Origin of the sequence: Streptomyces sp. 1331.2, from assembly GCF_900199205.1 — a bacterium.
GTDB lineage: Bacteria > Actinomycetota > Actinomycetes > Streptomycetales > Streptomycetaceae > Kitasatospora.
On record NZ_OBMJ01000001.1, the window covers coordinates 1,804,701 to 1,827,863 of the forward strand.

19 protein-coding genes and 1 tRNA gene are annotated in these 23,163 nt (G+C 73.7%); 5 read left to right on the top strand and 15 right to left on the bottom strand.

Going from position 1 to position 23,163, the window contains the following annotated elements; genetic code table 11:
• Window positions 1–66: 66 nt before the first annotated feature.
• The 7 genes from CRP52_RS07495 to CRP52_RS07525 all read right to left on the bottom strand — a co-directional run bounded on the left by CRP52_RS07495 (window position 67) and on the right by CRP52_RS07525 (window position 6,152).
• Window positions 67–140, bottom strand: a tRNA-Pro gene (locus CRP52_RS07495).
• A 134-nt stretch (window positions 141–274) separates the two neighbouring features.
• Window positions 275–1,579, bottom strand: a complete 1,305-nt coding sequence (locus CRP52_RS07500; protein WP_373560467.1) for an MFS transporter — start codon at window positions 1,577–1,579, stop codon at window positions 275–277.
• A 204-nt stretch (window positions 1,580–1,783) separates the two neighbouring features.
• A complete protein-coding gene (locus tag CRP52_RS07505; protein WP_097235686.1) occupies window positions 1,784–2,572 on the bottom strand; it encodes a DUF1684 domain-containing protein in 789 nt (262 codons plus the stop codon).
• A 267-nt stretch (window positions 2,573–2,839) separates the two neighbouring features.
• Window positions 2,840–3,709 carry an acyl-CoA thioesterase gene (locus CRP52_RS07510; protein WP_097235687.1) on the bottom strand — a complete coding sequence of 290 codons (870 nt, stop codon included), beginning with the start codon at window positions 3,707–3,709 and terminating at the stop codon, window positions 2,840–2,842.
• Between the two features lie 206 nt (window positions 3,710–3,915).
• Window positions 3,916–4,563, bottom strand: a complete 648-nt coding sequence (locus CRP52_RS07515; protein WP_097239909.1) for an alpha-ketoglutarate-dependent dioxygenase AlkB family protein — start codon at window positions 4,561–4,563, stop codon at window positions 3,916–3,918.
• 191 nt (window positions 4,564–4,754) lie between these two features.
• Complete coding sequence (locus CRP52_RS40385) at window positions 4,755–5,150, bottom strand: transglycosylase family protein (RefSeq protein ID WP_306458844.1); 396 nt, start codon at window positions 5,148–5,150, stop codon at window positions 4,755–4,757.
• A 231-nt stretch (window positions 5,151–5,381) separates the two neighbouring features.
• Window positions 5,382–6,152 (bottom strand): LysM peptidoglycan-binding domain-containing protein, encoded by a 771-nt coding sequence (locus tag CRP52_RS07525; protein WP_097235689.1) that lies wholly within the window; start codon window positions 6,150–6,152, stop codon window positions 5,382–5,384.
• 590 nt (window positions 6,153–6,742) lie between these two features.
• Between CRP52_RS07525 and CRP52_RS07530 the strand changes: the two genes are divergently transcribed.
• Entirely contained in the window at window positions 6,743–7,597 is an 855-nt protein-coding gene (locus CRP52_RS07530) for a hypothetical protein (protein WP_097235690.1), read from the top strand.
• Between the two features lie 262 nt (window positions 7,598–7,859).
• Window positions 7,860–8,672 carry a hypothetical protein gene (locus tag CRP52_RS36900; RefSeq protein WP_179852621.1) on the top strand — a complete coding sequence of 271 codons (813 nt, stop codon included), beginning with the start codon at window positions 7,860–7,862 and terminating at the stop codon, window positions 8,670–8,672.
• 319 nt (window positions 8,673–8,991) lie between these two features.
• Here CRP52_RS36900 and der read toward each other — a convergent pair whose 3' ends face one another.
• From der to CRP52_RS07555, 4 genes are all read right to left on the bottom strand, one after another.
• Entirely contained in the window at window positions 8,992–10,446 is a 1,455-nt protein-coding gene (gene der, locus CRP52_RS07540) for a ribosome biogenesis GTPase Der (RefSeq protein WP_097235691.1), read from the bottom strand.
• 211 nt (window positions 10,447–10,657) lie between these two features.
• Window positions 10,658–11,371 (bottom strand): (d)CMP kinase, encoded by a 714-nt coding sequence (cmk, locus tag CRP52_RS07545; protein ID WP_097235692.1) that lies wholly within the window; start codon window positions 11,369–11,371, stop codon window positions 10,658–10,660.
• A 149-nt stretch (window positions 11,372–11,520) separates the two neighbouring features.
• Window positions 11,521–12,630, bottom strand: coding sequence for a DUF4419 domain-containing protein (locus CRP52_RS07550; RefSeq protein WP_257032348.1), 1,110 nt, complete (start codon window positions 12,628–12,630; stop codon window positions 11,521–11,523).
• 68 nt (window positions 12,631–12,698) lie between these two features.
• On the bottom strand, window positions 12,699–13,784 hold the full coding sequence (locus tag CRP52_RS07555) for a prephenate dehydrogenase (RefSeq protein WP_097235693.1): 1,086 nt from the start codon (window positions 13,782–13,784) through the stop codon (window positions 12,699–12,701).
• Between the two features lie 415 nt (window positions 13,785–14,199).
• Here CRP52_RS07555 and CRP52_RS07560 point away from each other — a divergent pair, with 415 nt between their 5' ends.
• From CRP52_RS07560 to CRP52_RS07570, 3 genes are all read left to right on the top strand, one after another.
• Entirely contained in the window at window positions 14,200–16,542 is a 2,343-nt protein-coding gene (locus CRP52_RS07560) for a DUF4139 domain-containing protein (RefSeq protein WP_097235694.1), read from the top strand.
• Between the two features lie 2 nt (window positions 16,543–16,544).
• Window positions 16,545–18,161, top strand: coding sequence for a mucoidy inhibitor MuiA family protein (locus CRP52_RS07565; RefSeq protein ID WP_097235695.1), 1,617 nt, complete (start codon window positions 16,545–16,547; stop codon window positions 18,159–18,161).
• A 100-nt stretch (window positions 18,162–18,261) separates the two neighbouring features.
• Window positions 18,262–18,624 carry a DUF952 domain-containing protein gene (locus CRP52_RS07570; protein WP_097235696.1) on the top strand — a complete coding sequence of 121 codons (363 nt, stop codon included), beginning with the start codon at window positions 18,262–18,264 and terminating at the stop codon, window positions 18,622–18,624.
• A gap of 66 nt (window positions 18,625–18,690) precedes the next feature.
• Here CRP52_RS07570 and CRP52_RS07575 read toward each other — a convergent pair whose 3' ends face one another.
• From CRP52_RS07575 to CRP52_RS07590, 4 genes are all read right to left on the bottom strand, one after another.
• Entirely contained in the window at window positions 18,691–19,698 is a 1,008-nt protein-coding gene (locus CRP52_RS07575) for a helix-turn-helix domain-containing protein (RefSeq protein WP_179852716.1), read from the bottom strand.
• A gap of 329 nt (window positions 19,699–20,027) precedes the next feature.
• The gene (locus CRP52_RS07580; protein WP_097235698.1) at window positions 20,028–21,284 is read right to left on the bottom strand and encodes a pseudouridine synthase; all 1,257 of its coding nucleotides are present in this window, start codon (window positions 21,282–21,284) and stop codon (window positions 20,028–20,030) included.
• A gap of 62 nt (window positions 21,285–21,346) precedes the next feature.
• Complete coding sequence (scpB, locus tag CRP52_RS07585; RefSeq protein WP_257033022.1) at window positions 21,347–21,940, bottom strand: SMC-Scp complex subunit ScpB; 594 nt, start codon at window positions 21,938–21,940, stop codon at window positions 21,347–21,349.
• Window positions 21,941–22,224: 284 nt separating this feature from the next.
• On the bottom strand, window positions 22,225–23,142 hold the full coding sequence (locus tag CRP52_RS07590) for a segregation and condensation protein A (protein WP_097235699.1): 918 nt from the start codon (window positions 23,140–23,142) through the stop codon (window positions 22,225–22,227).
• Between the last annotated feature and the right edge of the window lie 21 nt (window positions 23,143–23,163).

Sequence of the window (23,163 nt, forward strand, 5' to 3'; positions counted from 1 at the left end):
CCGAAAACGCATCAAGGCCGTTTTCGCATCACTGCGAAAACGGCCTCCGACCTGCGAAAACGCCGGTCGGGACGACAGGATTTGAACCTGCGACCCCTTGACCCCCAGTCAAGTGCGCTACCAAGCTGCGCCACGTCCCGTGGTCTCGGTGCCTGCAGTCAGGGCCTGGGGGGCTCTGCTGTGGGCTTCTCGACCTTGTCTCCGGTTGTCCCGGCGACGTGGAAAACAATACAGCACGTCGGGGGGTGCTCGCTGCCAGGTTTGGGGGTGAGGGTCAGGGGGTCGGGTGGCGGGCGTCGTAGGTGAGGAAGGCGGGGCGGCGGGCAGCGAGGAGGAGGACGGCGGCGACGCAGGCGAGGCCGCCGATGATCACGGAGGTGGCGGGGTTGGTGAGGGCGGCGACGGTGCCGGATTCGAAGTCGCCGAGGCGGGGGCCGCCGGCGACCACGACGATGAAGATGCCCTGGAGGCGGCCGCGCATCTCGTCGGGAGCCGCGACCTGCATCATCGTGTTGCGGAAGATCATGCTGATGGTGTCGGCGCAGCCTGCGACCGCGAGCAGCAGGAGGCCGAGCCAGAGGTTGTGGAGGGCGCCGAAGGCCGCGATGGCCAGGCCCCAGGCCGCGACGGCGGTGAGGATGGCGACGCCCTGGCGGTGGACGCGGCCGACCCAGCCGGAGAAGAGCGCGCCGGTCAGGGCGCCGACGGCCGGGGCGGAGACCAGCAGGCCGACGGTGCCGGCGTCGCCGCCGTAGAAGGTGACCGCGATGGCGGGGAAGAGGGCGCGGGGCATGCCGAAGACCATCGCGGCCAGGTCGGCGAGGAAGCTGGTGCGCAGGTTGGGCTGCTCGCGCAGGAAGCGGAGGCCGTCGAGGACGGAGGCGCGGCCCTTGCGTTCGCCGAGCGGGCGCATGGCCGGCAGGCGCCACATCGCGTAGAGGGTGCCGGTGAAGGCGACGGTGTCGACGAGGTAGGCGGCCTGGGAGCCGTACGCGCCGATGAGGACGCCGCCGAGCATGGGGCCGACGGTGAGGCCGAGGTTCATGCTGACGGTGTTCAGGGCGTTGGCGGCCGGGAGCTGGCGGGTGGGCACCAGCCGGGGGATCATCGCGGATCGGGCGGGCGAGCTGACCGCGAAGAAGCCGGCCTGGACGGCGACGGCGGCGTAGAGGATGGCGACCATGCCGAGGCCGGCCAGTGCCTGTGCCGCCAGGACGGCCGAGACGGCGGCCAGGCCGCCCGAGCCGATCAGGCCCAGTCGGCGCCGGTCGACGGTGTCGGCGATCGCGCCGCCGTAAAGGCCGAAGGCGACCAGTGGGACGAGCGAGAAGATGCCGACCAGGCCGGTCGCGAAGGCGGAGCCGGTCAGGTCGTAGACCTGGACGGAGACGGCGACGGCCGTCATCTGCTGCCCGATGGAGGAGATGGCCTGGCCGAGCCAGACCCGGCGGTAGTCGGGGTGGTCGCGCAGCGGGCTGAGGTCGGCGAAGGCACGCCGGTACCACGGCCCGGGGGCGGCCACCGGGTCCGCGGGCAGGGCGGCGGTGGCCGCGGCGGCGCTCGCCTCGGCCTCGGGCACCGCCACATCGTCCACCGGCACTGATGCGGGTCCGGCACCTGGTGCCGGACCCGCATCGCCGACGCTGCCGGTGCCGGTACCAACACCGGCACCTGAGGAGGCGGCCGACGCGGTGGAAGCGGAATGTTGATCGTTCGACATAGTTCCCCATGCTCCGCCCCGCCCCCGGCCGGGCCCGCACCGCCCCCGGACCAGGGCGGACCGCTACCGGCTCAGGACCTGCTTCTCCCCCGCCTCCACCACGAAGTCCAGCCGGTTGCCCGGCGGCGGGAACGGGCAGATGAAATGGTCCGAGAAGGCGCACGGCGGCAGGTAGGCCCGGTTGAGGTCGAGGACGGTACGGCCCTCGGCGTCAGGCTCCGGGAGGGTGATGAACCGGAAGCGGTAGGTGTCGCTGCCGCTGCTCGCGTCCGCGATCACGCCGCTGAGTCCCTTACCCGACCGGCTGACGGTCAGCGTGCGGTGCTCGCCGGCCACGGTGAAGGCGATCTGCCCGCTGACGGCCAGCGGGCGCTCCTTGCCGTCGGCGTTGGGGACGACGACCGACTGCGTCTCGTCCTCGAACGGGGTGAAGACGGCGGGTACGGCCCACTCCGGCGCGTAGGGGTGGGCGGAGATCCCCGCGAAGGCGGATCGCCGGGGGGCGGCCGGGTCGAAAACCCGCAGGGCGAGTTCGCCCTCGCGCTCGATCGGGACGAGCAGCAGGTCGCCCAGGGTCGCGGTGTCGGCGGCCGGGTCGCTGTCCGGGCGGAGCAGCACCTCACCGTCCACCGGCCCGTCCGCTCCGGCGACCGTGATGCCGTCGCCGGCCGCTGCCCGTACCCGGATGCCCTCGGCGTCGGCCCACCAGCGCCCGGGCAGGCCGGGGATCTCGGTGGGCTCGGGCTCCAGCCAGTGCGTACCGGTGAGCGCGAGCTGGCCGTGCGGCGCGCTCACGGCCGCTGCCCGCCCGTCGCTCCAGTGCTTCCAGTCCTCCGCGGCCGTCGCGGTCATCGGTCCACCCTCCCGGTCGGTCCGCGGACGGCCCGCCGTTCGGGCCGCCCGTCTCGGTCATCCACAACACCGCCCGCTCGGACGGATCATTCCCGCCGGCCCGAAGCCGCCGAAACTGCAACACCGCGGCAACGCACCGACACGGCGCTCAACACGCGGCCACAACCGGCCACGCCCGGCAACGCACCCTGCCACACACGCAATCGACGTCCAGGACAACACGACACCGCGCACCGGGCCGCGCACAAGGCCGCAGGGCATCTGTGCCTACCCGTCCCGGCGCTTCAGCGGCCGGAACAGCCCCTCCTGGACCACGGAGACCACCAGTTGCCCGTGCCGGTCGAAGATCTGTCCGCGTGCCAGGCCTCGCCCGCCGTGCGCGATCGGGGATTCCTGCTGGTAGAGCAACCAGTCGTCGGTCCGGAACGGCTGGTGGAACCACATCGCGTGGTCGAGCGAGGCCATGTCGAAGTGCCGCTCGCCCCACAGCGGCTCGACGGGGGCGCGGACGGCGTCCAGCAGCGTCATGTCGCTGGCGTAGGTGAGGGCGCAGACGTGGATCAGCGGGTCGTCCGGCAGCGGGCCGTTGGTGCGCAGCCAGACCCCGCTGCGTGCCTCGACGTCGGTCAGCTCCTCCTTGGTCCAGCGCAGCCGGTCGACGTAGCGGACGTCGAAGGGCTGGCGGCGGGAGATGAACGGGGGCAGTTCGCCGAGCCGGGAGCCGACCTCCTCCAGTGCACTGGGCAGGTCCTCGGGGGCGGCGACCGTCGGCATCGGGTACTGGTGCTCGATGCCGCCCTCCTCGGGTCTGTGGAAGTCGGCGGTCAGGGCGAAGATCGACCGGCCACCCTGGATGGCGAGGACCCGGCGGGTGGTGAACGAACGGCCGTCGCGGAGCCGGTCGACCTGGTAGACGATCGGCACGCCGGGCACTCCCGGGCGCAGGAAGTAGGCGTGCAGCGAGTGGACGGGGCGCGCGTCGTCCACGGTGCGGCCCGCCGCGACCAGCGCCTGCCCGGCGACCTGGCCGCCGAACGTCCGCTGTAGCGCCTCCTCGGGGCTGCGCCCGCGGAAGATGTTCAGTTCGATCTGCTCCAGGTCGAGCAGATCGACGAGGTCGTCGACGGGGGTACCCATGAGCACGCTTCCTCTCCGGATTCCGGCCTCCGGGGCGCGGACTCCGATCGAATTCTCCAGCTCACTCGAATTCTCCGGCGACCCGGGTCATTCCCGCTCACCGGGCCCACACCTCCAGTTCACTCGAACGAGTGGTCGAGTCGTCGAGTGTCCGAGCCACCGGGTCGCCGAGTGGTCGAGCCGATCGAGTCGCCGACCGGCCGCGGCTACGCCACCAGTCCCGACTGGCGCACCGTGATGTTGAGCCGCCCGACCAGCCCCAGCTCCGGATCCGCCGTCCCCGGCAGCGTGCGCACCACCCCGTGGTACGCGAAGCGGGCTTGGCCGCCGAACACCAGCAGGTCCCCGCTGGACAGTTCCAGGTCCGTCCATGGCCGGGTCCTGGTCTCGGTGTTCCCGAGCCGGAAGACGCAGCGGTCGCCGAGCGAGAGCGACACCACCGGCGCGTCCGTCCGCTCGTCGCGGTCCTGGTGGAGGCCCATCTTCGCGCCGTGCGGGTAGTGGTTGACGATCGCGACGTCCGGCTCGTACGACGCGGCGCCCTCGATCTCCGGGAGCGCGGCCCCGTACGCCCCGGTGACGGCCTGCCGGGCGAGGCGGCCCAGTTCGGGCGGGAACGGCTTGACCGGCGCGCCGTCCTCGGCGACCCGCCGGTACCCGTACGGGTACCAGTGCCACCCGAGGCTCACCATGCGTACGGACATCATCCCGCCGGTGGGCATCCGCACCGCGTGCAGGCCGGCCGGCGGGCGGGACCACTCGCGGCAGGACGCGATCAGGCGCAGCTGCGCGTCGAGGCCCAGCCAGCCGGGGAGCAGGACGGCACCGGGGGCGGGCTCCGACCGCCCGCGCACCCCGGAGGCCCCTGAGGGACCGGAAGAGCCCGAGGAACCCACGGAACCCGCGGAGCCCGAGTCCCCGGGCAGATCACCGAACAGCTCTCCCTGGACCACCCCACCATCCTCCCTCACCACCCCCGCCCGAGCCCCTGCCCGAGCTCCTGCCCGAAGTAGAGCCGGTGCTCACCCGACGCCGCCCCCGAGCCCTACCAGCCCCGCTCCTGCCCGGCCCACCGCCCACCGGCCCCCGCGCCGCCTCCGATCAGGCCCAACTCCCGAGCGCAGGACGGCCACGCCTCCCACCCCTGGCGCCGCACGATCTCCTCGCCGACGGTGGTCTGCTCCCGCCGGCCTGCATGGTCCGGGCGGTCGGCGAAGCGCAGGCCGCCGGACTCCTCCCAGGTGGACGGCCGGATCTGCAGCCCGCCGTAGTAGCCGTTGCCGGTGTCCGCCTGCCAGTCGCCGCCGCTCTCGCAGTCGGCGAGCGCGTCCCACACCAGGTCCGCGACCACCCGGGCCGCGACCGGAAAGGCCGCGCCGGCCCGTACGCCTCCTGCGGCGGCGGCGAGCACCAGCGCCACCGCGGAACCCGCCCGCACCACGGCCCGACCAATGCGTTCATCACACGACTGCGGCATGGCAGCCGACCCTAGGCACGCCGCGCACCCACTCGCCCCCACCTGCCCAGACACGCCGTGGAACACCGCGAAACGCCGACGGCCGCTCCCCCACTCGGCGGAGGACCCGCGCGGGTGGAGAAGCGGCCGGAAGCCGGAGCCGCTGTCGGCCGGACCGAACGCCCGGCTGACAGTGGTTCAGGAAGGCTCGGAGCCTCAGATGCTCAGGACCTGACCCGGGAAGATCAGGTCCGGGTTGCCGCCGACGACCTTGGTGTTGTTCTTGTACAGGTCGTGCCAGTCCAGGCCCTGCGCGGCAGCGATGGAGCTCAGGGTGTCACCGGACTTGACGGTGTAGTTGCCGCCCTTGGCCGGCTTGGCGTCGTTCGAGCCGGTCCAGGCGTTCACGCCCTTGTCGGCCTTCGGCGCAGCGTCGTTCTTCGGCGCGGCGGCAGCCTTGGGAGCAGCGGCAGCCTTCGGCGCGGCGTCGGCCTTCGGGGCCTGGGCCGGCTTGGCGGCCGGGGCGGCGGGCTTGGCAACCGGGGCGGCCGGCTTGGTGGCGGCCGAGGTGTCGACGGCGGCCGGGGCGCCGCCCTTGGTCAGGCCGGCCTTGACGGAGCACACGGGCCAGGCGCCCGGGCCCTGCGAGGCGAGGACCTTCTCGGCGACGGCGATCTGCTGCGCCTTGGTGGCCAGGTTGGCCTGCGAGGCGTAGGCGGTGCCACCGTAGGCGGCCCAGGTGCTGGAGGTGAACTGCAGACCGCCGTAGAAGCCGTTGCCGGTGTTGATGGCCCAGTTGCCACCGCTCTCGCACTGGGCGACAGCGTCCCAGGTGGAGACGGAGGCGGCGGAGGCCGAGGTGGCCGTGACGAGGCCGGCCACCGGCAGGGCCGCGACAGCGGCGCCCGCCACGACAGCCATCCGGACGCGGTTGCGCTTGGTGGCGGTGGAGGTGGTGGCAGCGGCGTTCTCGTTACGGAAGGTCATGAGGTTCCTCTCGACAGCCCCGGGCGGGCATGCGGAACCAGACCCTGGAGAGGGCCGCGTTCGCTTGCCGCGTCCGTCGGACGGCCGTGCACGTGTCGGACGTGCCGCTGCCGCCCCGGCCACCCAGCCGCTCGCCGGCGACCTGTTCGAGCGATCGCGTCGGCGGGCACCTGCCGCACCCGGCGGACCGGGGGGCTGTGCGTCGGGGGTGAGCCCGGGTGGCGCTCGTTGCGCCGACCAAGAAGCTACGAGCCGGTCGGCGGGGAAACCAAAACTCCGGTGGTCCGCCCAGCTCAGCCAAGGGTTACCGGCGGTAAGACCCACACAATCCTGTCCGAAATGTCGGATTTAGCCATTGATTCCTAGATCAAACACCGCTGCCGCGTGACCCACCTCACGGTTTCATTCCGGCAGTCCCGTCACCGACATCGACAGATTGCGACCACGAGAACACGTGGTGCGATCGGATCCGGAGCAATTCCCGTCACCCTCGACCGGCACCCGTGACGCCTGACACAAGGGCCCGTTGGTCATGCCGACCTCCCGTGTCCGCCCCCGAAGCCCCAATCGCATCCATCCGAGGAGACCCTGTGCCGCGCATGCTCGACGTCAGCGACGAGGTCCGGTCCGAGATCGGCGACGACGAGGCCGACCGCCTCCTGGGCGGCGACCGCGCCCCTGACAGCTACGAGTGCACCTCCTGCCGGACCCCCGGCGACACGCACGTGGAGCCGACCAGCACCGTGCTGTTCGTCGGTGACGAGACCGCCGTGCTCGCCTTCGCGCACGCCCGCTGCATCCCCTCCCAGGTGGTGCCGGTCTCCGAAGAGCAACTGGCCGGGGCCGTCCGCAGCATCAGCCAGTCCCAGACCGGCGCCCCGGACCTCGCCGTACCCGCCGCGCCCGCGCCCGCGCCGATCGCCCCGACGCCGGGCGCCCCCGCCGGCGGCGTGAGCCAGCCCACCGCCCCCGGCCAGGCCGCCATCCTCGGCATCACCTGCGGCCTCATCCTGCACGGCAAGGTCGGACACGCCTCGCTGGTGGTCGAACCCACCGGCCCGGTCGGCCGGCCCGGCAGCACCTCGGGCGAGGACGAGTTCCTGGACCTCCTCCAGGACGCCGGCTTCCAGGCCGTCACCGACCTGGACGAGACCCCGGAACAGCTGCCCGGCTGGTCGGTCCTGGTCGCGATGGGCAAGCTGCACGCGATCCTCCAGCCGGCAGCGGCCGGCGGCAGCACCGGCTGGTGGCAGGCGCACCAGCCGCTCCAGGTCACCGACGCCTGGCGAATGGCGGCGAGCCAGCTCTCCGAGGTGACCATGTACGCCGTCCCGGCCGGCATGGTCGGCCGCCAGCCCCGCGAGGACCTGCTGCGCCAGGCCCTGGAGCGGGCCGTGGCGCTGGGCCAGGTGGTCGCCGCCTCCCTCCCGCTCGCCGGCACCTGATCGACCGCCCCACCCCGACGCGCCGGACGGCGGCCGCCCGCTCCACTCCGGGCCGCCTCCGGCGCGGCCACAGCTCATGACCCCGCCTCATGACCACCGCGACAATCAACGGCCCTCATGAGCAGCACGAGGCATGAGCGCAGCTCATGGGCAGCGGGCATGAGCACCTCTCATGCACTCCGTCCATGAGCAAGTCTCATGAGCGCCATCCATGAGCAAGTCTCATGGGCAACACACGTGAGAGTTGCTCATGGCCCCGCCCATGAGCAACTCTCATCGGCCGCCGCACATGAGCACCTCGCATGACACCCCACGTGAGCGCCGCCCCCACGCCCCGCATCCCCCGCCCCTCTCGCTCGTTGGCCCCTACGTGTACAGCTACGACGTCTCCGCGTCCCCCAGCCGGTCCACCACCGCCTCCCGCTCGATCCCCGGCATGCGTCCGTCGTACGACGCCGAGCACCCGCACTCCACCACGCCGATCTACGACGAGCTGTACTCCGAGTACCGACGGCTGTTCCGTGCCCTGCCCGGCGATCGCTCGGGTGAAGAGGACCTCATGTTCACCGGCTTCGCGGTCCGCGAGAGTTACCCGCTGCTCGGCGAGCAACGCCCGCCCCAGCACCAGCAGCCGCACTCCCACCCGCCGCAGCACCAGGCCTTCCACACCCTCGCGGGCCAGATGCCGGGCCTCCCCCAGTTCGTGTCACCCCACCTGCACGGTTCAGGCTCGCTCTCCGGTCACCAGACCGGCCACCACGGCAGCCACCACCCCGGAGCCCACTCCGCGCACACCGGCCATTCGAGCCACGCCACCCACACCGGCCACCACCACGTCCCCACCGCCCCCACCAGCGACGGCCCGGGCCACACCACCCCGGCCCCCGGTCCGTCCCCCACCCTCGCCTCCGCCAGCGCGCACTCCCCCGCCCACCCCCAACACGCCAATTCCGCACCCCAGTTCGCAAACGGCCAGGGCTGGGTCGCCGCCGGCTACCTCGGCCCGCCCCCGCACTCCATGACCCTGCCCGTCCCCGCTCCCGCACCGCCCGCGCCACCCGCCCCTCCCCGGTGATGGGTACGGCCACCGGGCTCGCCACCGCTCCGGCCACCGGTGGCCGCCACCGCCAGATGCTCTCCCTCCCCCCAGGTCGCAACGGCGACCACCACTGACGTTCACCGGCGCCCACCACCGTGGTCCGTCCACCGCACGGAAACGCCTGAGGGCCCCGCCACCACCGTGACGGGGCCCTCAGGCCGTTCAGTCGCTCAGCCGCTCAGCCGCTCAGCCGCTCAATCGTCCAGTCGTCCAGTCGTCCAGTCGTCCAGCAGCCAGAGCAGCGGCTACGCCAGCCGCTCCACTCCACCTACCTACGACTTCCGACTCCCGACTGCTACTTCTTCTTCCGCTTCTCCCGAACCCGCACCGAGATCGAGATCGGCGTCCCCACGAACCCGAACTCCTCGCGCAGCCGACGCTCGATGAAGCGCCGGTAACCGGCCTCCAGGAAGCCCGAGGCGAACAGCACGAACCGCGGCGGACGCGTGCCCGCCTGGGTGCCGAACAGGATGCGGGGCTGCTTGCCGCCCCGGATCGGGTGCGGGTGGGCGGCCACCAGCTCGCCGAGGAAGGCGTTCAGTCGCGCAGTCGGGATGCGGGTCTCCCAGCCCTCCAGCGCGGTCTCGATCGCCGGAACGAGCTTCTCCATGTGCCGGCCGGTCTTGGCCGAGACGTTGACGCGCGGGGCCCACTGCACCTGGACGAGGTCGCGCTCGATCTCGCGCTCCAGGTAGTAGCGGCGCTCCTCGTCCAGCTGGTCCCACTTGTTGTAGGCGATGACGACGGCACGCCCGGCCTCGACGGCCATCGAGATGATCCGGGTGTCCTGCTCGGCGAGGGTTTCGCTGGCGTCGATCAGGACGACGGCGACCTCGGCCTTCTCCAGCGCGGAGGAGGTGCGCAGCGAGGCGTAGAAGTCGGCGCCGGCGGTCAGGTGGACCCGGCGGCGAATACCGGCGGTGTCCACGAACTTCCAGGTCTTGCCGCCGAGTTCGATCATCTCGTCGACCGGGTCGCGGGTGGTGCCGGCCAGCTCGTTGACGACGACGCGCTCCTCGCCGGCGACCTTGTTCAGCAGGCTGGACTTGCCGACGTTCGGCCGGCCGATCAGCGCGACGCGGCGCGGGCCGCCGGGGGCGGCGTCGCCGAAGGTCTGCGGCGGGGCCTCGGGCAGGGCGTCCATGACGGCGTCCAGCAGGTCGCCGGAGCCGCGGCCATGGAGGGCGGAGACGGGGTACGGCTCGCCGAGGCCCAGCGACCACAGGTAGGCGGCCTCGGCCTCGGTGGACTGGCCGTCCACCTTGTTGGCGCACAGGACGGTCGGCTTGCCCGCCCGCCGGATGATCTTGATCAGGGCTTCGTCGGTGTCGGTGGCGCCGACGGTGGCGTCCACGACGAACAGCACCGCGTCGGCCTGCTCGATGCCCAGCTCGGCCTGGGCGGCCACCATGGCGTCGATGCCGAGGACGTCGATCTCCCAGCCGCCGGTGTCGACCACCTTGAAGCGACGGCCGTTCCAGCTGGCCTCGTAGGTGACCCGGTCGCGGGTGACGCCCGGCTTGTCCTCGACGACGGCCTCACGGCGGCCGATGATGCGATTCACCAGGGTCGACTTGCCGACGTTCGGGCGGCCGACCACGGCCAGCACCGGCAGTCGGACGTGCTCGGCGCCGTCCAGGCCGTCGACGCCGTCGACGTCGAAGCCCTCCTCGGCGGCGAGGGCCATGAACTCGGCGTAGTCGGCGGCGTCCAGTCCACCGAGGTCGGTGGCGGAGTGCTCTGCGGTCATGTTCGTCTGTTCCGTTTCCCGGCCCGGCCCTTCCCAGGGGCGTGCCGTGCGTACCTGCCCCGCTCGGGGCAGCGCGAGTGTTCTCCGCAGTGCCTCGGCGGCACCACGGCTCATTCGATGATCAGACCGTCGGCCCGGTCCAACCTGATCGGACCAGACCAGGCCGGACCAGACCAGACCGTCGGCCCAGGTCGGATCGGCCCAGGCCGGGTCAGACCGAGGACAGCCCGGCCCGCTCCTCCACCAGGACGGCGATCCGGTCGATCACCTGGTCCAGGGTGAGGTCGCTGGTGTCCACCAGATCCGCGTCCGCGGCCTGGGTCAGCGGGGCCGTCTTCCGGGAGGAGTCCGCGGCGTCCCGGCGGGCGAGGTCGGCGGCCATCGCGGTGATGGTCGCCTCGTCCACCCCCTTGGCCCGCAGCTCGGCCGCCCGGCGCGCGGCCCTGGCCTCCTCGGAGGCGGTCAGGAAGACCTTGACGGTGGCGTCCGGGAACACCACGGTGCCCATGTCCCGGCCCTCGGCGACGATGCCGCGCTCGGCGACCTCGGCGCAGCCGCGCTGCAGCTCCACCAGCCGGGACCTCACCGCCGGCACCGCTGCGACGGCGCTGACCTGCGCCGTCACCTCGGGGCCGCGGATCGGGCCGGAGACGTCCTGGCCGTCCACCGTGATGGTGGGGCCGTCGGCGTCCGTGCCCGACACGATCACCGGCTTGCCGCACGCGACGGCCACCGCCTCCGTGTCGTTCACGTCGACCTCGTTGGCCAGCATCCACCAGGTCATCGCCCGGTACATCGCACCGGTGTCCAAGAAGCTCAGGCCCAGCCGGGCGGCGACCGCCCGCGAGACGGTCGACTTGCCGGAGCCGGAGGGTCCGTCGATGGCGACGACGACCGGGGCGTGCGCTCGGTCGGCAGTGTCCACGGGGGCGAACCTCTCTCTGAGCATGGGAGCCGAAGCCTGCGTGGGCGGACGGCCGGGGATTGTCTCCCTCAAGGTTAATGGACCGCCGACATCACACGCTCCGCCGCCTGTCCCGCCCCGAATCCCGCCCCGAATCCCGCCGCCTCCGGCTACCCCGCAACCTCGCCTGCCCCCTCCACCACCGCGTTCCCCAACCGCGGCCGCAGGTACTCCCCGTCCCACTCGATCCCGAGCACCCCACCGACGAAGGTCATCGGCAGCTCCCGGCCGAAGACCTCCCACACGAACGGCACCCGCGAGACGTGCGACGGGAAGTCGTTCACCTCGAACGCCTCCCGGTGGTAATCGCTGTTCGCCGCCTCCCGCCAGCCGAAGGAGCGGCGCAGCCGGGGCCCGTCCGGGGTCTGGGTGTGGGCGAGGAAGGCGGTGAGCCAGCCGGTCACCCGGGGGCCGCCGGACATCGAGCGCCACTTGAAAAAGGAGCGCCAGAACTCCTCGTCCACCGGCTCCCCGGCCGCCATCGCCGCGATCTCCTCCACCACCGGCCGCAGCTCCGCGAACCACGGCGCCAGCCAGTCGAAGCGCTCCGCCAGCGCGCCGATCCCCGCCGCCAGCCGCGCCCAGTCCTCGGCCGTACCCTCCAGCCGGATCCGCGGGATCCCGCAGCGGGTCTCCCAACGGAAGTCGTAGTACGGGCTGACCACGTCCATCAGCGCCACCAGGGCCGAGGCCGCGTCCTCCGGCGTCGTGGTCGAGAAGGCCGGCCGGAAGAGGTCCACCAGCTCCTCTCCCACCTCGGCCGCGAGCGGCTCCCGCACCAATCGGATCGAGTGCGACCAGTCCGGACCGGGCCCGAGCAGACTGTCGTCCTGTACGACGATCGTGGCCTTACGGCCGTCGGCGGCACCGAACAGCGCCCGGTACCGCGGCGGGTACATCCGTACGTGCACCGCGACCTCGTGCACCACCGCGTACCAGAGCACGTCTGGCGACAGGCTGAGCGGCAGGTGCTCGGCGAAGGCGGCATGGGCCGCACGCAGCAACAGGCTGAACGTCGGCTCCGGCTGGACGAACCCCGGCTCCCCGAACCCCTGATTCGCAGGCTCCGGCCGGGGCCGCTCGTACATCGCCGCGACGCTGCGGTGGTGGATCCGGAGGTCCCGCCCGAGGACGGCCCGCAGGAACCGCTCGTTCCCCAGGTCCACCGGCATCCCGGCGAACCCGTGCCGGGTCTCCCCCAGCGGCAATTCGACGATCACACCCACCACGCTCCCCACCCCGCGACCTCAGCCGACCGGCCCGCAACGTCAGCCGCCCGCCCCCGACCTCAGTCCCGCACGTTCCACCCGCTCGCCCGCAGCGCCTTCACCAGCCGCTTGACCGCCACCGGCGCCACCGACAGCTGGACGAAGCCGACCTGCTGCCCGGTCGAGTGCTCGATGACGACGTCCTCGATGTTGACCCCGGCGTCGCCGACCTCCCCGAAGAGCCGGCCCAGCTCGCCCGGCTGGTCGCCGAGGACGACCGCGACCGTCTCGTACCGGGTGGGTGGCGCACCGTGCTTGCCGGGGATCCGGGCCTGGCCGGCGTTGCCGCGCCGCATGACCGCCGTGATCCCGGCCGCACCCGACCGGCGCTCGTCCTCCTCGGTGGCCTCCATGGCGCGCAGCGCGGTGACGGTCTCGCCGAGGTCGGAGGCGACGGCCTCCAGGACGTCGGCGACCGCGCCCGCGTTGGCGGAGAGGATGTCGACCCACATGCCGGGGTTGGAGGCGGCGATCCTGGTGACGTCGCGCACGCCCTGGCCGGAGAGCCTTATGGCGGTGTCGTCGGCATTCTCCAGCCGGGCCGCGACGAGCGAGGAGACCAGCTGCGGGGCGTGCGAGACCAGGGCGACGGCCCGGTCGTGCTCGGCGGCGTCCATGACGATCGGCATCGCGCCGCAGAGCGCGACCAGCTCCAGAGCCGCGTTGAGCGTCTCGGTGTCGGTGTCGGCGGTCGGGGTGAGCACCCAGGGGCGGCCTTCGAAGATGTCGGCGCGGGCGGCCAGCGGGCCGGAGCGCTCGCGGCCGGCCATCGGGTGGCTGCCGATGTAGTGGACGGTGTCGCAGCCGAGCGCGGCGATCTCGCTGCCGGGGCCGGCCTTGACGCTGGCGACGTCGGTGTACCAGTGCGCCAGGTTGCGGCGCTGGCAGTCGGCGAGCACCTTGCCGACCAGAGCGGGCGGGACGGCGATGATCGCGAGGTCCACCGGGCCGTCGGCGGGCTCGGTGGTGCCCGCGCCGAGCGACTCGGCGGTGCGGGCGGCGTCCGGGTCGGCGTCCTCCAGATGGACGGTCAGCCCACGAGCGGTCAGCGCGAGCGCGGCGGAGGTGCCGATCAGTCCGGTGCCGACGACGACGGCAGTGCGCATGGCGGGTCGCTCTCCTCATCACGATTCTCGACAGGTGCCGGGACCGTCCGGGAGCACCCGGGCCCCATCCTCCCTCATCCACTGCGCCGAAGTCCCCACTTACCGCCCGGCAACCACGGCGGCACCGCCCGGCAGCACCCGGCACCGGCAACCGGAGCGGCCCGGCCCCCGTCCCACACAGTGCACACGCCGTACCCGGGAAATCCGACGACGCCCGCACCGAACCCGGGCAGACTGGCCGCCCAGGCAGGCACGAACGGACCAGGCGACCGCTCGAACACCCGCCACCCGACACCCGACGAGCGGCCCCGCCGGCACCCGGACACACGAACAGACCGACCCACACGCCCACGGGCAATCCGCACGCCACAAGAAGCGGCAGGCGGCAGGCAACACGCGAACGAAGGGGTTGCGCATGGACGACCAGCACAGCGGCCGCACCGGACGAACAGAACCGCCAACGGGAGCGCCGACCGAGTCGCCGACCGAACCGCCAACGGGAGCGCCGACCGAGTCGCCGACGGAACCGCCGGCGGAAGCGCCGACCGTACCGGCCCACCCGTCGGTCCTGGACTCCGTCCTGGTGTACGCGGAGGGTGCGCTGTGCCGCCGCCGGGCCACCGTCCCGGTCCCGCCCGGCGGACGGCTGCGCCTCACCGGCCTGCCCACCACCCTGGACGGCCGCTCGCTGCGCGCCCGGGTGATCGCCGGACCGGCCGGCACGGCCGTCACCGAGGCCCGGCTGGAGCCGCGGGCGGAACTCCGCACCCCGGACGAACTCCCGGACCTGCAAAGGGCGTTGGACGAGGCCACCGAACGACTCAGCGCACTCACCGAGCGCCGCCGACTGGTCCTCGCCGCGATCGCCGACACCGCCGCCCTGCGCGCCGTACCACCGCAGCGCCGGCGCGACGAACCGCTGCGCCGTACGCCCGCCGACGCCTGGCTGGAGCTCGCCGACTTCGTCGACGAGCGGCTGGCCGCCCTCCAGGAGCGCGCCGAAGAGCTCAACCGCGAGGTCGAACTCGCCGACCACGAGCGCGACTTGGCCGCCGACCGGCTCGATCGGGCATCCACCGCCGACCGGGCCGAACCGATCGCGACCTCCGCCACCGCCCTGCTCACCCTGACCACCCCCGACCTCGGACCCACCACCCTCGACTCCGACACGGCCCCAGAACTGGAGCTGGAACTGGAACTGGAGTACGGCGTCCCCGCCGCCCGCTGGGTGCCCTCCTACCGCCTCTCCCACCGCAGCGGCTCCGACACCGGCCGGCTGGTCCTGCGCGCCGGTGTCGTCCAGCGGACCGGCGAGGACTGGACGGGTGTGCGTCTCGCCCTCTCCACCGCCGACCTCGACCGCCGCACCGACCTGCCCCGGCTCGCCTCGCTGCGGATCGGCCGCAGCCAGCCCGCCCCGCCGCCCTCCGGCTGGCGCGAACCCCCGGCCGGCCTCTCCGACCTCTTCACCGGCTACGAGTCGGCCGCCGCCGACCGCCCGGCCCCGCACGGCGAGGGGCGCCACCCGGTCCCGGTGTCGGCCGGCATCGCGCCCCGAGCCGCCCACCGCGCCGGCGCCCGCCCGACCGGCCCGCGCCCCGAGTTCTTCAGCGCGCAGGAGAGCCCGCCACCCGGCCCCTCCGGCCCGTACGGCGGCGGCACCCTGAACGTCGACGAGCCACCGTCCGCGGCGGCGCCCCCACCCGCCCCGGGCGGCTTCGCCGGCTACGGCGGCCCGCCCCCCACCACCTTCGCCGCCACCGCCCCCACCGCCCCTGCCGCCCCACTCCCCCAGGCCCCCGGCGGCCTCCGCGCCCGCCGCACCGCGAGCTACGCAGGCCAGGCAGGCCAGGCAGGTCAGGCAGGCCACCCGGGCCACGCAGCCCTCCCCGCCCCGCCCCCGCCCCCCGGCCTCGCCCCGGACGCCACCCTGCTCGACTACCCCGACCTCGTCCTGGCCGGCCCCGACGAACCGCCCGCCCGGCGCGGCACCCTGCACCCCCGTCCCGAACGCCTCGAACGCGAGGAGTTGGACCGGGTCCTCCCCGGCGGCAACCCGGGCGAGCAGGTTCGCCGCCTCCCGCTCCCCCGCCACGCCGTCCCGCCCCGCGAGTCGGCCGGCTCCTTCGACCACCGCTTCGACGCCGTCGCCCCCGCCGACATCCCGTCCGACGGCACCTGGCACACCGTGACGGTGGACGAGATCCCACTCGCCGTCCTCCCCGAGTACGTCACCGTCCCGGCCGTCGAGGAGAAGGTGTACGCGACCCTGGTGCTCGCCAACCGCACCGACCGCGCCGTCCTGGCCGGCCCGGTCGAGGTCACCGTGGACGACGAGTTCCTGCTCACCGCCGCCCTGCCCACCCTGGCGCCCGGCGGCACCCGGCGCCTGGGCATCGGCGTCACGGAGAGCATCGAGGTGGCGCGCCGCACCGAGCTGCGCGAGTCCACCACCGGCATGCTGAAGGGCAACAGCACCGTGCTCGACCACCGGGTGCACGTCGAACTGGCGAACCGGCTCGGCCGCCCCGTCACCGTGGAGGTCCGCGAGCGCGTGCCGGTCACCTCCGACGCCGAGATCCGGATCGAGGAGCGGGCCGACTGGCACGCGCCGGCCGTCCCCACGCCGGAGTGCCCGACCGGCACCCGGCTCTGGCGGGTGGACCTGCCGCCGGGCGGCCGCACCGAGCTGGACGGCGGCTACCTGATCAAGATCCCGGCCGGAAAGGCCATCGTCGGCGGAAACCGGAGGAACTGACCATGACCGGACCCACGACCGCAGACAAGCCCGGCGCCCACCCGACCTACCACGACCCGGGCGCCACCCCCACCCGCGGAACGCCCCACCCCCTCCCCGTCACCGCCGTCACCTGCCTGGAGGACCGCAGCCAGGTCGAGCGCGCGACGACGGTCGACCTCGCTGCAGGCGTCCAGCGGCTGCGCCTCGGCCCGCTCACTGCCCTCGCCGTCGACCGCACCCTGCGCGCCGAGTCGGCAACCGCGGGCGTACGCGTCCTGGACGCCCGGCTGGTCCGCAGCTGGGCCCCGCGCGCCCCGCAGCCGCCCGGCCCGGACGACTCCGAGCTGCGCCACCGGCTGCACCGGCTGGACGCCGAGAGCCGCCTGGCCGACCAGGCCCGCGCCCGGCTGGAGGCCCGGCTGGCCCTGCTCGCCCAGCTCTCCGCCGACCTGCTGCGCGAGATCGGCGAGGGCGCGGGCGTCGGCGAGCTCGAACGCACCCGCTGGGCCCGCGAGCTGGGCCGGGTGGACGCCGAACGCGAGCGCTACGCCGAGGAGCTGCGCGCCACCCACTCCCGGCTGCGCCGCCTGGAGCAGGAGCGCTCACAGGCCCTGATCGCCCTGGACGAGGCCGAGGAGGACCCGGCCGAGCTGACCGCCCACCTGGAGCTCACCGTCGAGGCGGCGCAGCCCGGCCCGGCCGCACTGACCGTCTCCCACCTGGTGCCCTGCGCGCTCTGGCGCCCGTCCTACCGCGCGACGCTGGACGGCGGCGCCCTGCGGCTGGAGTCGGAGGCGGTGGTCTGGCAGCGCACCGGCGAGGACTGGCCGAACGTCCGGCTCACCTTCTCCACCGCCCGCTCCGCCCTCGCCACCGACCCGCCGGCCGTCGTCGAGGACGTCCTGACGCTGCGCGAACGCACCGAGGAGGAGCGCCGCACGGTCGAGGTCGAGCTGCGCGAGGAGGCGATCAGCAGCCTCGGCCCGTCCGCCGAGGTGCCCGGGGTGGACGACGGCGGCGAGGTCCGGGTGCTGCCCGCCCCCGCGCCGGCGAACGTGCCCTCCGACGGCCGGGCGCACCGGGTGCCGCTGGGCGCCTTCACCGGCCCGGCGAGCAGCGAGTACGCCTGCGCCCCGGAGCTGTCCGCGCTGGTCACCCAGGTGGTCCGGTTCCGCAACGCGGCCGGGCACCCGCTGCTGGCCGGCCCGGTCGAGCTGGTCCGCGACAGCGGCTTCACCGGCCGGGGCGAGCTGCGCTTCACCGCCGCAGGCGCCGACGCCGAACTGTCCTTCGGTAGCTCGGACGGCTACCGGGTGGTCCGCGAGACCGAGGAACGCCAGGCCACCGCCGGGCTCACCGGCCGCCAGACCACCACGCGGACGGTACGGCTGCACCTGTCCCGCTTCTCCGGCCCGGAGGAGCACGACGAGCGGATCGTCACGGTGCGCGAGCGGGTGCCGGTCTCCGAGGTGTCGGCGGTCGAGGTGCGACTGCGCAAGGAGGAGTGCTCCCCGGCGCCGGACTCCTTCGACACCGAGGGCATCGTCCGCTGGGACGTCCCGCTCGGCCCGGGCGCCCGCCGCACCCTCACACTGGTGTACGAGATCTCCGCCTCCGCCAAGGTGGCCGGGCTCTGATCCCGTGCCCACCGAGGACCCACTGCCCCACCGATGACGATCGCCCCACCGATGACGACCGCTCAGGACCAACCCGGAGACAACGGGTAGAAAAGGAACCATGATCCTCCACCTCGCCCCCCTGGACGACTGGCTGGCCGACCCCGGCCGCCCGTACGCCACCGCCTCGCTGCTCACCGACGGGTTCATCCACTGCTCGGCGGACGAGCAGACGGCGCTCGCGGTGGCCAACGCCTTCTTCGCCGACACCCCCGACCCGCTGATGGTGCTGCTGATCGAGGAGTCGCTGGTGGAGCCGATGGTCAAGTGGGAGGCCCCGCACGGCGCCCCGCCGCCCGGGGCCACCCCCGACGTGCTGTTCCCGCACATCTACGGGCGGCTGAACCGCTCCGCCGTGGTCGGCCTGGAGAAGGTCGAACGCGGCCCCGACGGCCGCTGGGCCTCTCTCACCCCCTGGAGCTGAACGCCGCGACGGCCGAGCCCCACGCCCCCGGCTCCCCACGGAGCCCGGCTCACGACCGCACCCGTCTCACAGCCACCCCCGCTCCCGGGCCGCCATGCCGGCCTGGAAGCGGGTGGTGGCGCCCAGCGACCGCATCAGGCTCTGCAGCCGCCGCTGGGTGGTCCGGGCGCTCCAGCCGAGCGAGCGGGCGATCGACTCGTCGGTGAGCCCGGCGGCGAGCAGCCCCAGCAGCTTGCGGTGGTCGGCTTCGGGCTCCAGCGACGCGTCCCCGGTGCCGATCGCGGCCTGCAGTTGGACCGCGCGCTCCCACTCCGCCTCGAACAGCGTGTCCAGCGCCTGGAGCAGCGCCGAGGGGTGGATGACGTACGCGGCGTCCAGGACGCTGTCGCCGACGCTGATCGGGATGATCGCCATCCGGTCGTCCGAGATGATCATCTTCATCGGCAGCGTGGGCCGGACTCGCGCCTCCTCGCCGTCGGCGACACCGACCAGGATGTTCCTCTCCAGCCGCCCGGGCCAGGCCACCGCCTCCCGGTCGTAGATCGTCCGGAACTTCACGCCCTCGCGCAGCCGGTGCCGCTGCAGCGGCATCGGAGCCACCGGGTCCTGGATGTACGGCGGGCGGTCGAAGCCGCGTACCTGGTACTGGCTGGTCTCGGTGATGTGCTCCAGCCGCTGGGCGATCGCCTCGCCGCCGGTCAGCACCTCCACCGAGTGCGCCGGGTCGGTGTAGCGCGAGGCCTCCCGGAAGGCGTCCATCAGCCGGTGCATCTCGGCCCGGGCGTGCCGCAGTTCGGACTCCCGGTGGCCGATCAGGGTGCCTATCGCGACGTCCGGGGCGACCGGCAGGAACCGCTGCCGGTCCACCGGCGCCCGGGTGGCCATGCCGTGCTGTGACAGCCGCTCCAGCGCGCGCACGCTCTGCTGGAGCGTCAGGCCGCAGCCCTCCGCCAGCTCCTCCGCGGTCGACTGCGGGTTGGCCACCAGCGCCGCGTACACCTGCCCGTCCGGCTCGGCCAGCCCCAGCGCGCCGAGGGCCTGTCCGCCGGCCCGCCCCAGTGGTGCATCGGACACGACGCCCTCTCCCCCTGTTCGCCCCTGATCCGCCCCCACCGGCGCCCGTGCTGGCGCAGTCCCGCCATACGACGGGGTGGTGACCCGGTGGCCATCCTCTGCCACGGATCATGACGCTGACAAGGCCGTGACCAGCGGTTGCGTCCCGGCTCACACGCCCCGCACGCCCCAGCCGCCCCACAGAGACCCCAGAGGCCCCAGAGGCCCCCAGAGATCCCAGAGACCCGCAGAGCGTCCGGAGAGCCGCCGGCGTCCCCGCACGACCCCGAAGGGCCCCCGGCCGCACCACGGCGACCAGGGGCCCTTCGGGACCACGGGCGAACTGCGGCCTACAGGCCGACCTCGCGCATCAGCTGGCCGACCTCCGGGTTGGTCAGGCGGCGCAGCCAGCCCGACTTCTGGTCGCCCAGGGCGATCGGGCCGAAGTGGGTGCGCACCAGCTTCTCGACCGGGAAGCCGACCTCGGCCAGCATCCGGCGGACGATGTGCTTGCGACCCTCGTGCAGGGTCACCTCGACCAGGTAGTTCTTGCCGACGTTGGAGATCACCTTGAAGCTGTCGGCGCGGGCGTAGCCGTCCTCCAGCTCCACGCCCTGGGCGAGCTGCTTGCCCAGGTCGCGCGGGATCGGGCCCTGGATGGCGGCCAGGTAGGTCTTGGTCACGCCGTAGCGCGGGTGGGTGAGGCGGTGGGCCAGCTCGCCGTGGTTGGTGAGCAGGATGATGCCCTCGGTCTCGGTGTCCAGGCGGCCGACGTGGAACAGCCGGGTCTCCCGGTTGGTCACGTAGTCGCCCAGGCACTGGCGCCCGTCCGGGTCCTCCATGGTGGAGACCACGCCGGCCGGCTTGTTCAGCGCGAAGAACAGGTAGGACTGGGTGGCGACGGTCAGGCCGTCCACCTTGATCTCGTCGTTCTGCGGGTCGACCCGCTTGCCCTGCTCGGTGACGAGCTTGCCGTTGACCTCGACCCGGCCCTGCTCGATCAGCTCCTCGCAGGCGCGGCGGCTGCCGATGCCGGCCCGGGCCAGCACCTTCTGCAGGCGCTCGCCCTCGGGCTCGCCGAAGGTCTTGGGCAGCTTGACGGCCGGCTTGTCGTGCCGGGCGAGGACGGCGTCCTCGATCTTGGCCTGCAGCTCGCGCGAGCGCTGCGGCTGGCGGCGCGGGTCGCCGGGCGCCGGCTGGCCCTCACGGCGCGGACGCGGGGCCGGGCCGGGGCGCCGGCCGGCGAAGCCGCCGCGGGCGGGGGTGGCGTTGGGGCCGCCGCCGTACTCGGGGCGGTCGTACTTGCGCTCCTCGGGCCGCAGCGGGCGGTCCGGGTAGCGCCGGTCGTCCCTGCGGTCGTCGCGCCGGTCGTCCCGGCGGCTGTCCCGCCCGTACGAACCGGAGCCGCCGCGCGAGCCCGAACCCGAGCCGCCACGGCCGCCGCCCCCGTAGGAGCCACCGCCGTACGAACCCCCGCGCGCGCCGCCCGAGCCGCCGCGGCCGCCACCGCTGCCGCCGCCGTAGGAGCCGCCGCCCCGGCCCCCGCCCTGTCCGCCGCGACCGCTACCGCCGCCGCTGCTGTTCCTGCCGTTGCCACTGCTACGCATCAAAGTGTCCGTACGTCGTTCCGTCTGGGATGTGCGGTCGTTTCGGCCGACCTCACCGCCCCCTACCGATCGGGCCCGGCCCGACCGGCCTCGCCACTGCCGTCCGCGGCCTGCACGGCAGCGGCGGCGACCGCCTCCGCGATCATCGTGCCCTCCAGGGACTCCGCTTCCACGTCGTCGACCTCGGGCAGGAAGGGAGCAAGCTCCGGCAGCTCGTCCAGGCCGCGGAGCCCCATCCGTTCCAGGAAGTAGTTCGTCGTCCGATACAGGATCGCACCTGTTTCGGGCTCGGATCCGGCCTCTTCCACCAGTCCTCGCTGTACCAGGGTACGCATCACGCCGTCACAGTTCACACCGCGGACGGCGGAAACCCGCGATCTGGACACCGGCTGCCGGTAGGCGACCACCGCCAGAGTCTCCAGCGCGGCCTGGGTGAGCCGGGCCTGCTGGCCGTCCAGGAGGAAGCGGTCGACGGCTCCGGCACAGGTCTCCCGGCTGTAGAACCGCCAGCCGCCGGCCACCAGCCGCAGGTCGAAGCCGCGGCCCTGGGCGGTGTACTCGGCGGACAGCTCGCGCAGCGCCGCGGCCACCTCGGCCCGGGGCCGCTCCAGCACGCCGGCCAGCCGCTCCGCCGCCACCGGCTCGTCCACGACCATCAGGACCGCCTCCAGCTCGGCCCGCAGCCCGGGATCGGCCGGCCCCTCGGCGCCGGAAGTCGACGGAGCCGACTTCTGGTGCACCACCCGCGCGTCCGGGCCCGCCAAGCCCACCGGCTCCACCAGCTCCGCCGACCCCACCGGCTCCGCTGACACCACCGACCCCACCGGCTCCGCCGGGTCCGGCAACAGCGCGAAGGCCGGCTCCAGCCACTCCTCGGCCCGCGGCTGCCCGGGCAGCCCCAGCGGACGCCGCACCGGCCGCCCGCCCTCGTTCCCGCCGCTCATCGCCGCTCGCCCTCCTCCACCTCGCCCGAGCCCTCGCCCGAGCCGTTGCCGCCCGAGGCCGCTCCCGGGCCCTCTCCCGCCGGCCGGTCGAACTCGTCCGTCACCTCGATCACGCCCCGGCCCTCCTCGGCCACCCAGCGCACCCGGAGCTCGCCGAGCGCCTCCGGCTGCTCGAAGGCGAGCACCCGCTCCCGGTACAGCTCCAGCAGCGCCAGGAAGCGGGCGACCACGACCAGGGAGTCCGGCGCGTCCTCGACCAGCTGCCGGAACGACGCCTCGCCCAGCTCGGTGAGCAGCCCGACCACCAGCTCGGCCTGCTCGCGCACGCTGACCGGCGGCGTGTGGATGTGGTCCACGTACACGACGGGCTTCGGCTTGGGCTCCATCGCCTTGGCCGCCAGCTCGGCCAGCCGCTGCGGACCGATGGTGATGACCACCTCCGGCAGCAGCTCCGCGTGCCGGGGCTCCAGCCCGACGGTCCGGGGCCGGCGCAGCAGCTCGGCGGCCCAGCGCTCGCCGAACAGCGCGGCCGCCCGCTTGTACGCCCGGTACTGCAGCAGCCGGGCGAACAGCAGGTCACGGGCCTCCAGCAGGGCCAGGTCCTCCTGGTCCTCGACCTCCGCCGCGGGCAGCAGCCGGGCGGCCTTGAGGTCGAGCAGGGTGGCGGCCACCACCAGGAACTCGGTCGTCGCGTCCAGGTCCCAGTCCGGGCCCATCGCCCGGATGTGCGCCATGAACTCGTCCGTGACGGTGGCCAGCGCCACCTCGGTGACGTCCATCTTGTGCTTGGCGATCAGGCTGAGCAGCAGGTCGAAGGGGCCTTCGAAGTTGTCCAGCCGCACCCGGAAGCCGCCCCGCGACTCGGCTTCGGTCGCGCTCTCGGCGGTGGCGGCTGGTTCTGCGGTGCTCGGCATGACGGTCCATCTTCACCCGTC

Bases quoted from the DNA above. Each gene is read 5' to 3' on its own strand.
- CRP52_RS07505 (WP_097235686.1), bottom strand. From the start codon at position 2,572: ATGACCGCGACGGCCGCGGAGGACTGGAAGCACTGGAGCGACGGGCGG.
- CRP52_RS07510 (WP_097235687.1), bottom strand. From the start codon at position 3,709: ATGGGTACCCCCGTCGACGACCTCGTCGATCTGCTCGACCTGGAGCAG.
- CRP52_RS07525 (WP_097235689.1), bottom strand. From the start codon at position 6,152: ATGACCTTCCGTAACGAGAACGCCGCTGCCACCACCTCCACCGCCACC.
- CRP52_RS36900 (WP_179852621.1), top strand. From the start codon at position 7,860: ATGAGCAACTCTCATCGGCCGCCGCACATGAGCACCTCGCATGACACC.
- der (WP_097235691.1), bottom strand. From the start codon at position 10,446: ATGACCGCAGAGCACTCCGCCACCGACCTCGGTGGACTGGACGCCGCC.
- CRP52_RS07555 (WP_097235693.1), bottom strand. From the start codon at position 13,784: ATGCGCACTGCCGTCGTCGTCGGCACCGGACTGATCGGCACCTCCGCC.
- CRP52_RS07560 (WP_097235694.1), top strand. From the start codon at position 14,200: ATGGACGACCAGCACAGCGGCCGCACCGGACGAACAGAACCGCCAACG.
- CRP52_RS07565 (WP_097235695.1), top strand. From the start codon at position 16,545: ATGACCGGACCCACGACCGCAGACAAGCCCGGCGCCCACCCGACCTAC.
- CRP52_RS07570 (WP_097235696.1), top strand. From the start codon at position 18,262: ATGATCCTCCACCTCGCCCCCCTGGACGACTGGCTGGCCGACCCCGGC.
- CRP52_RS07580 (WP_097235698.1), bottom strand. From the start codon at position 21,284: ATGCGTAGCAGTGGCAACGGCAGGAACAGCAGCGGCGGCGGTAGCGGT.
- scpB (WP_257033022.1), bottom strand. From the start codon at position 21,940: ATGGTCGTGGACGAGCCGGTGGCGGCGGAGCGGCTGGCCGGCGTGCTG.
- CRP52_RS07590 (WP_097235699.1), bottom strand. From the start codon at position 23,142: ATGCCGAGCACCGCAGAACCAGCCGCCACCGCCGAGAGCGCGACCGAA.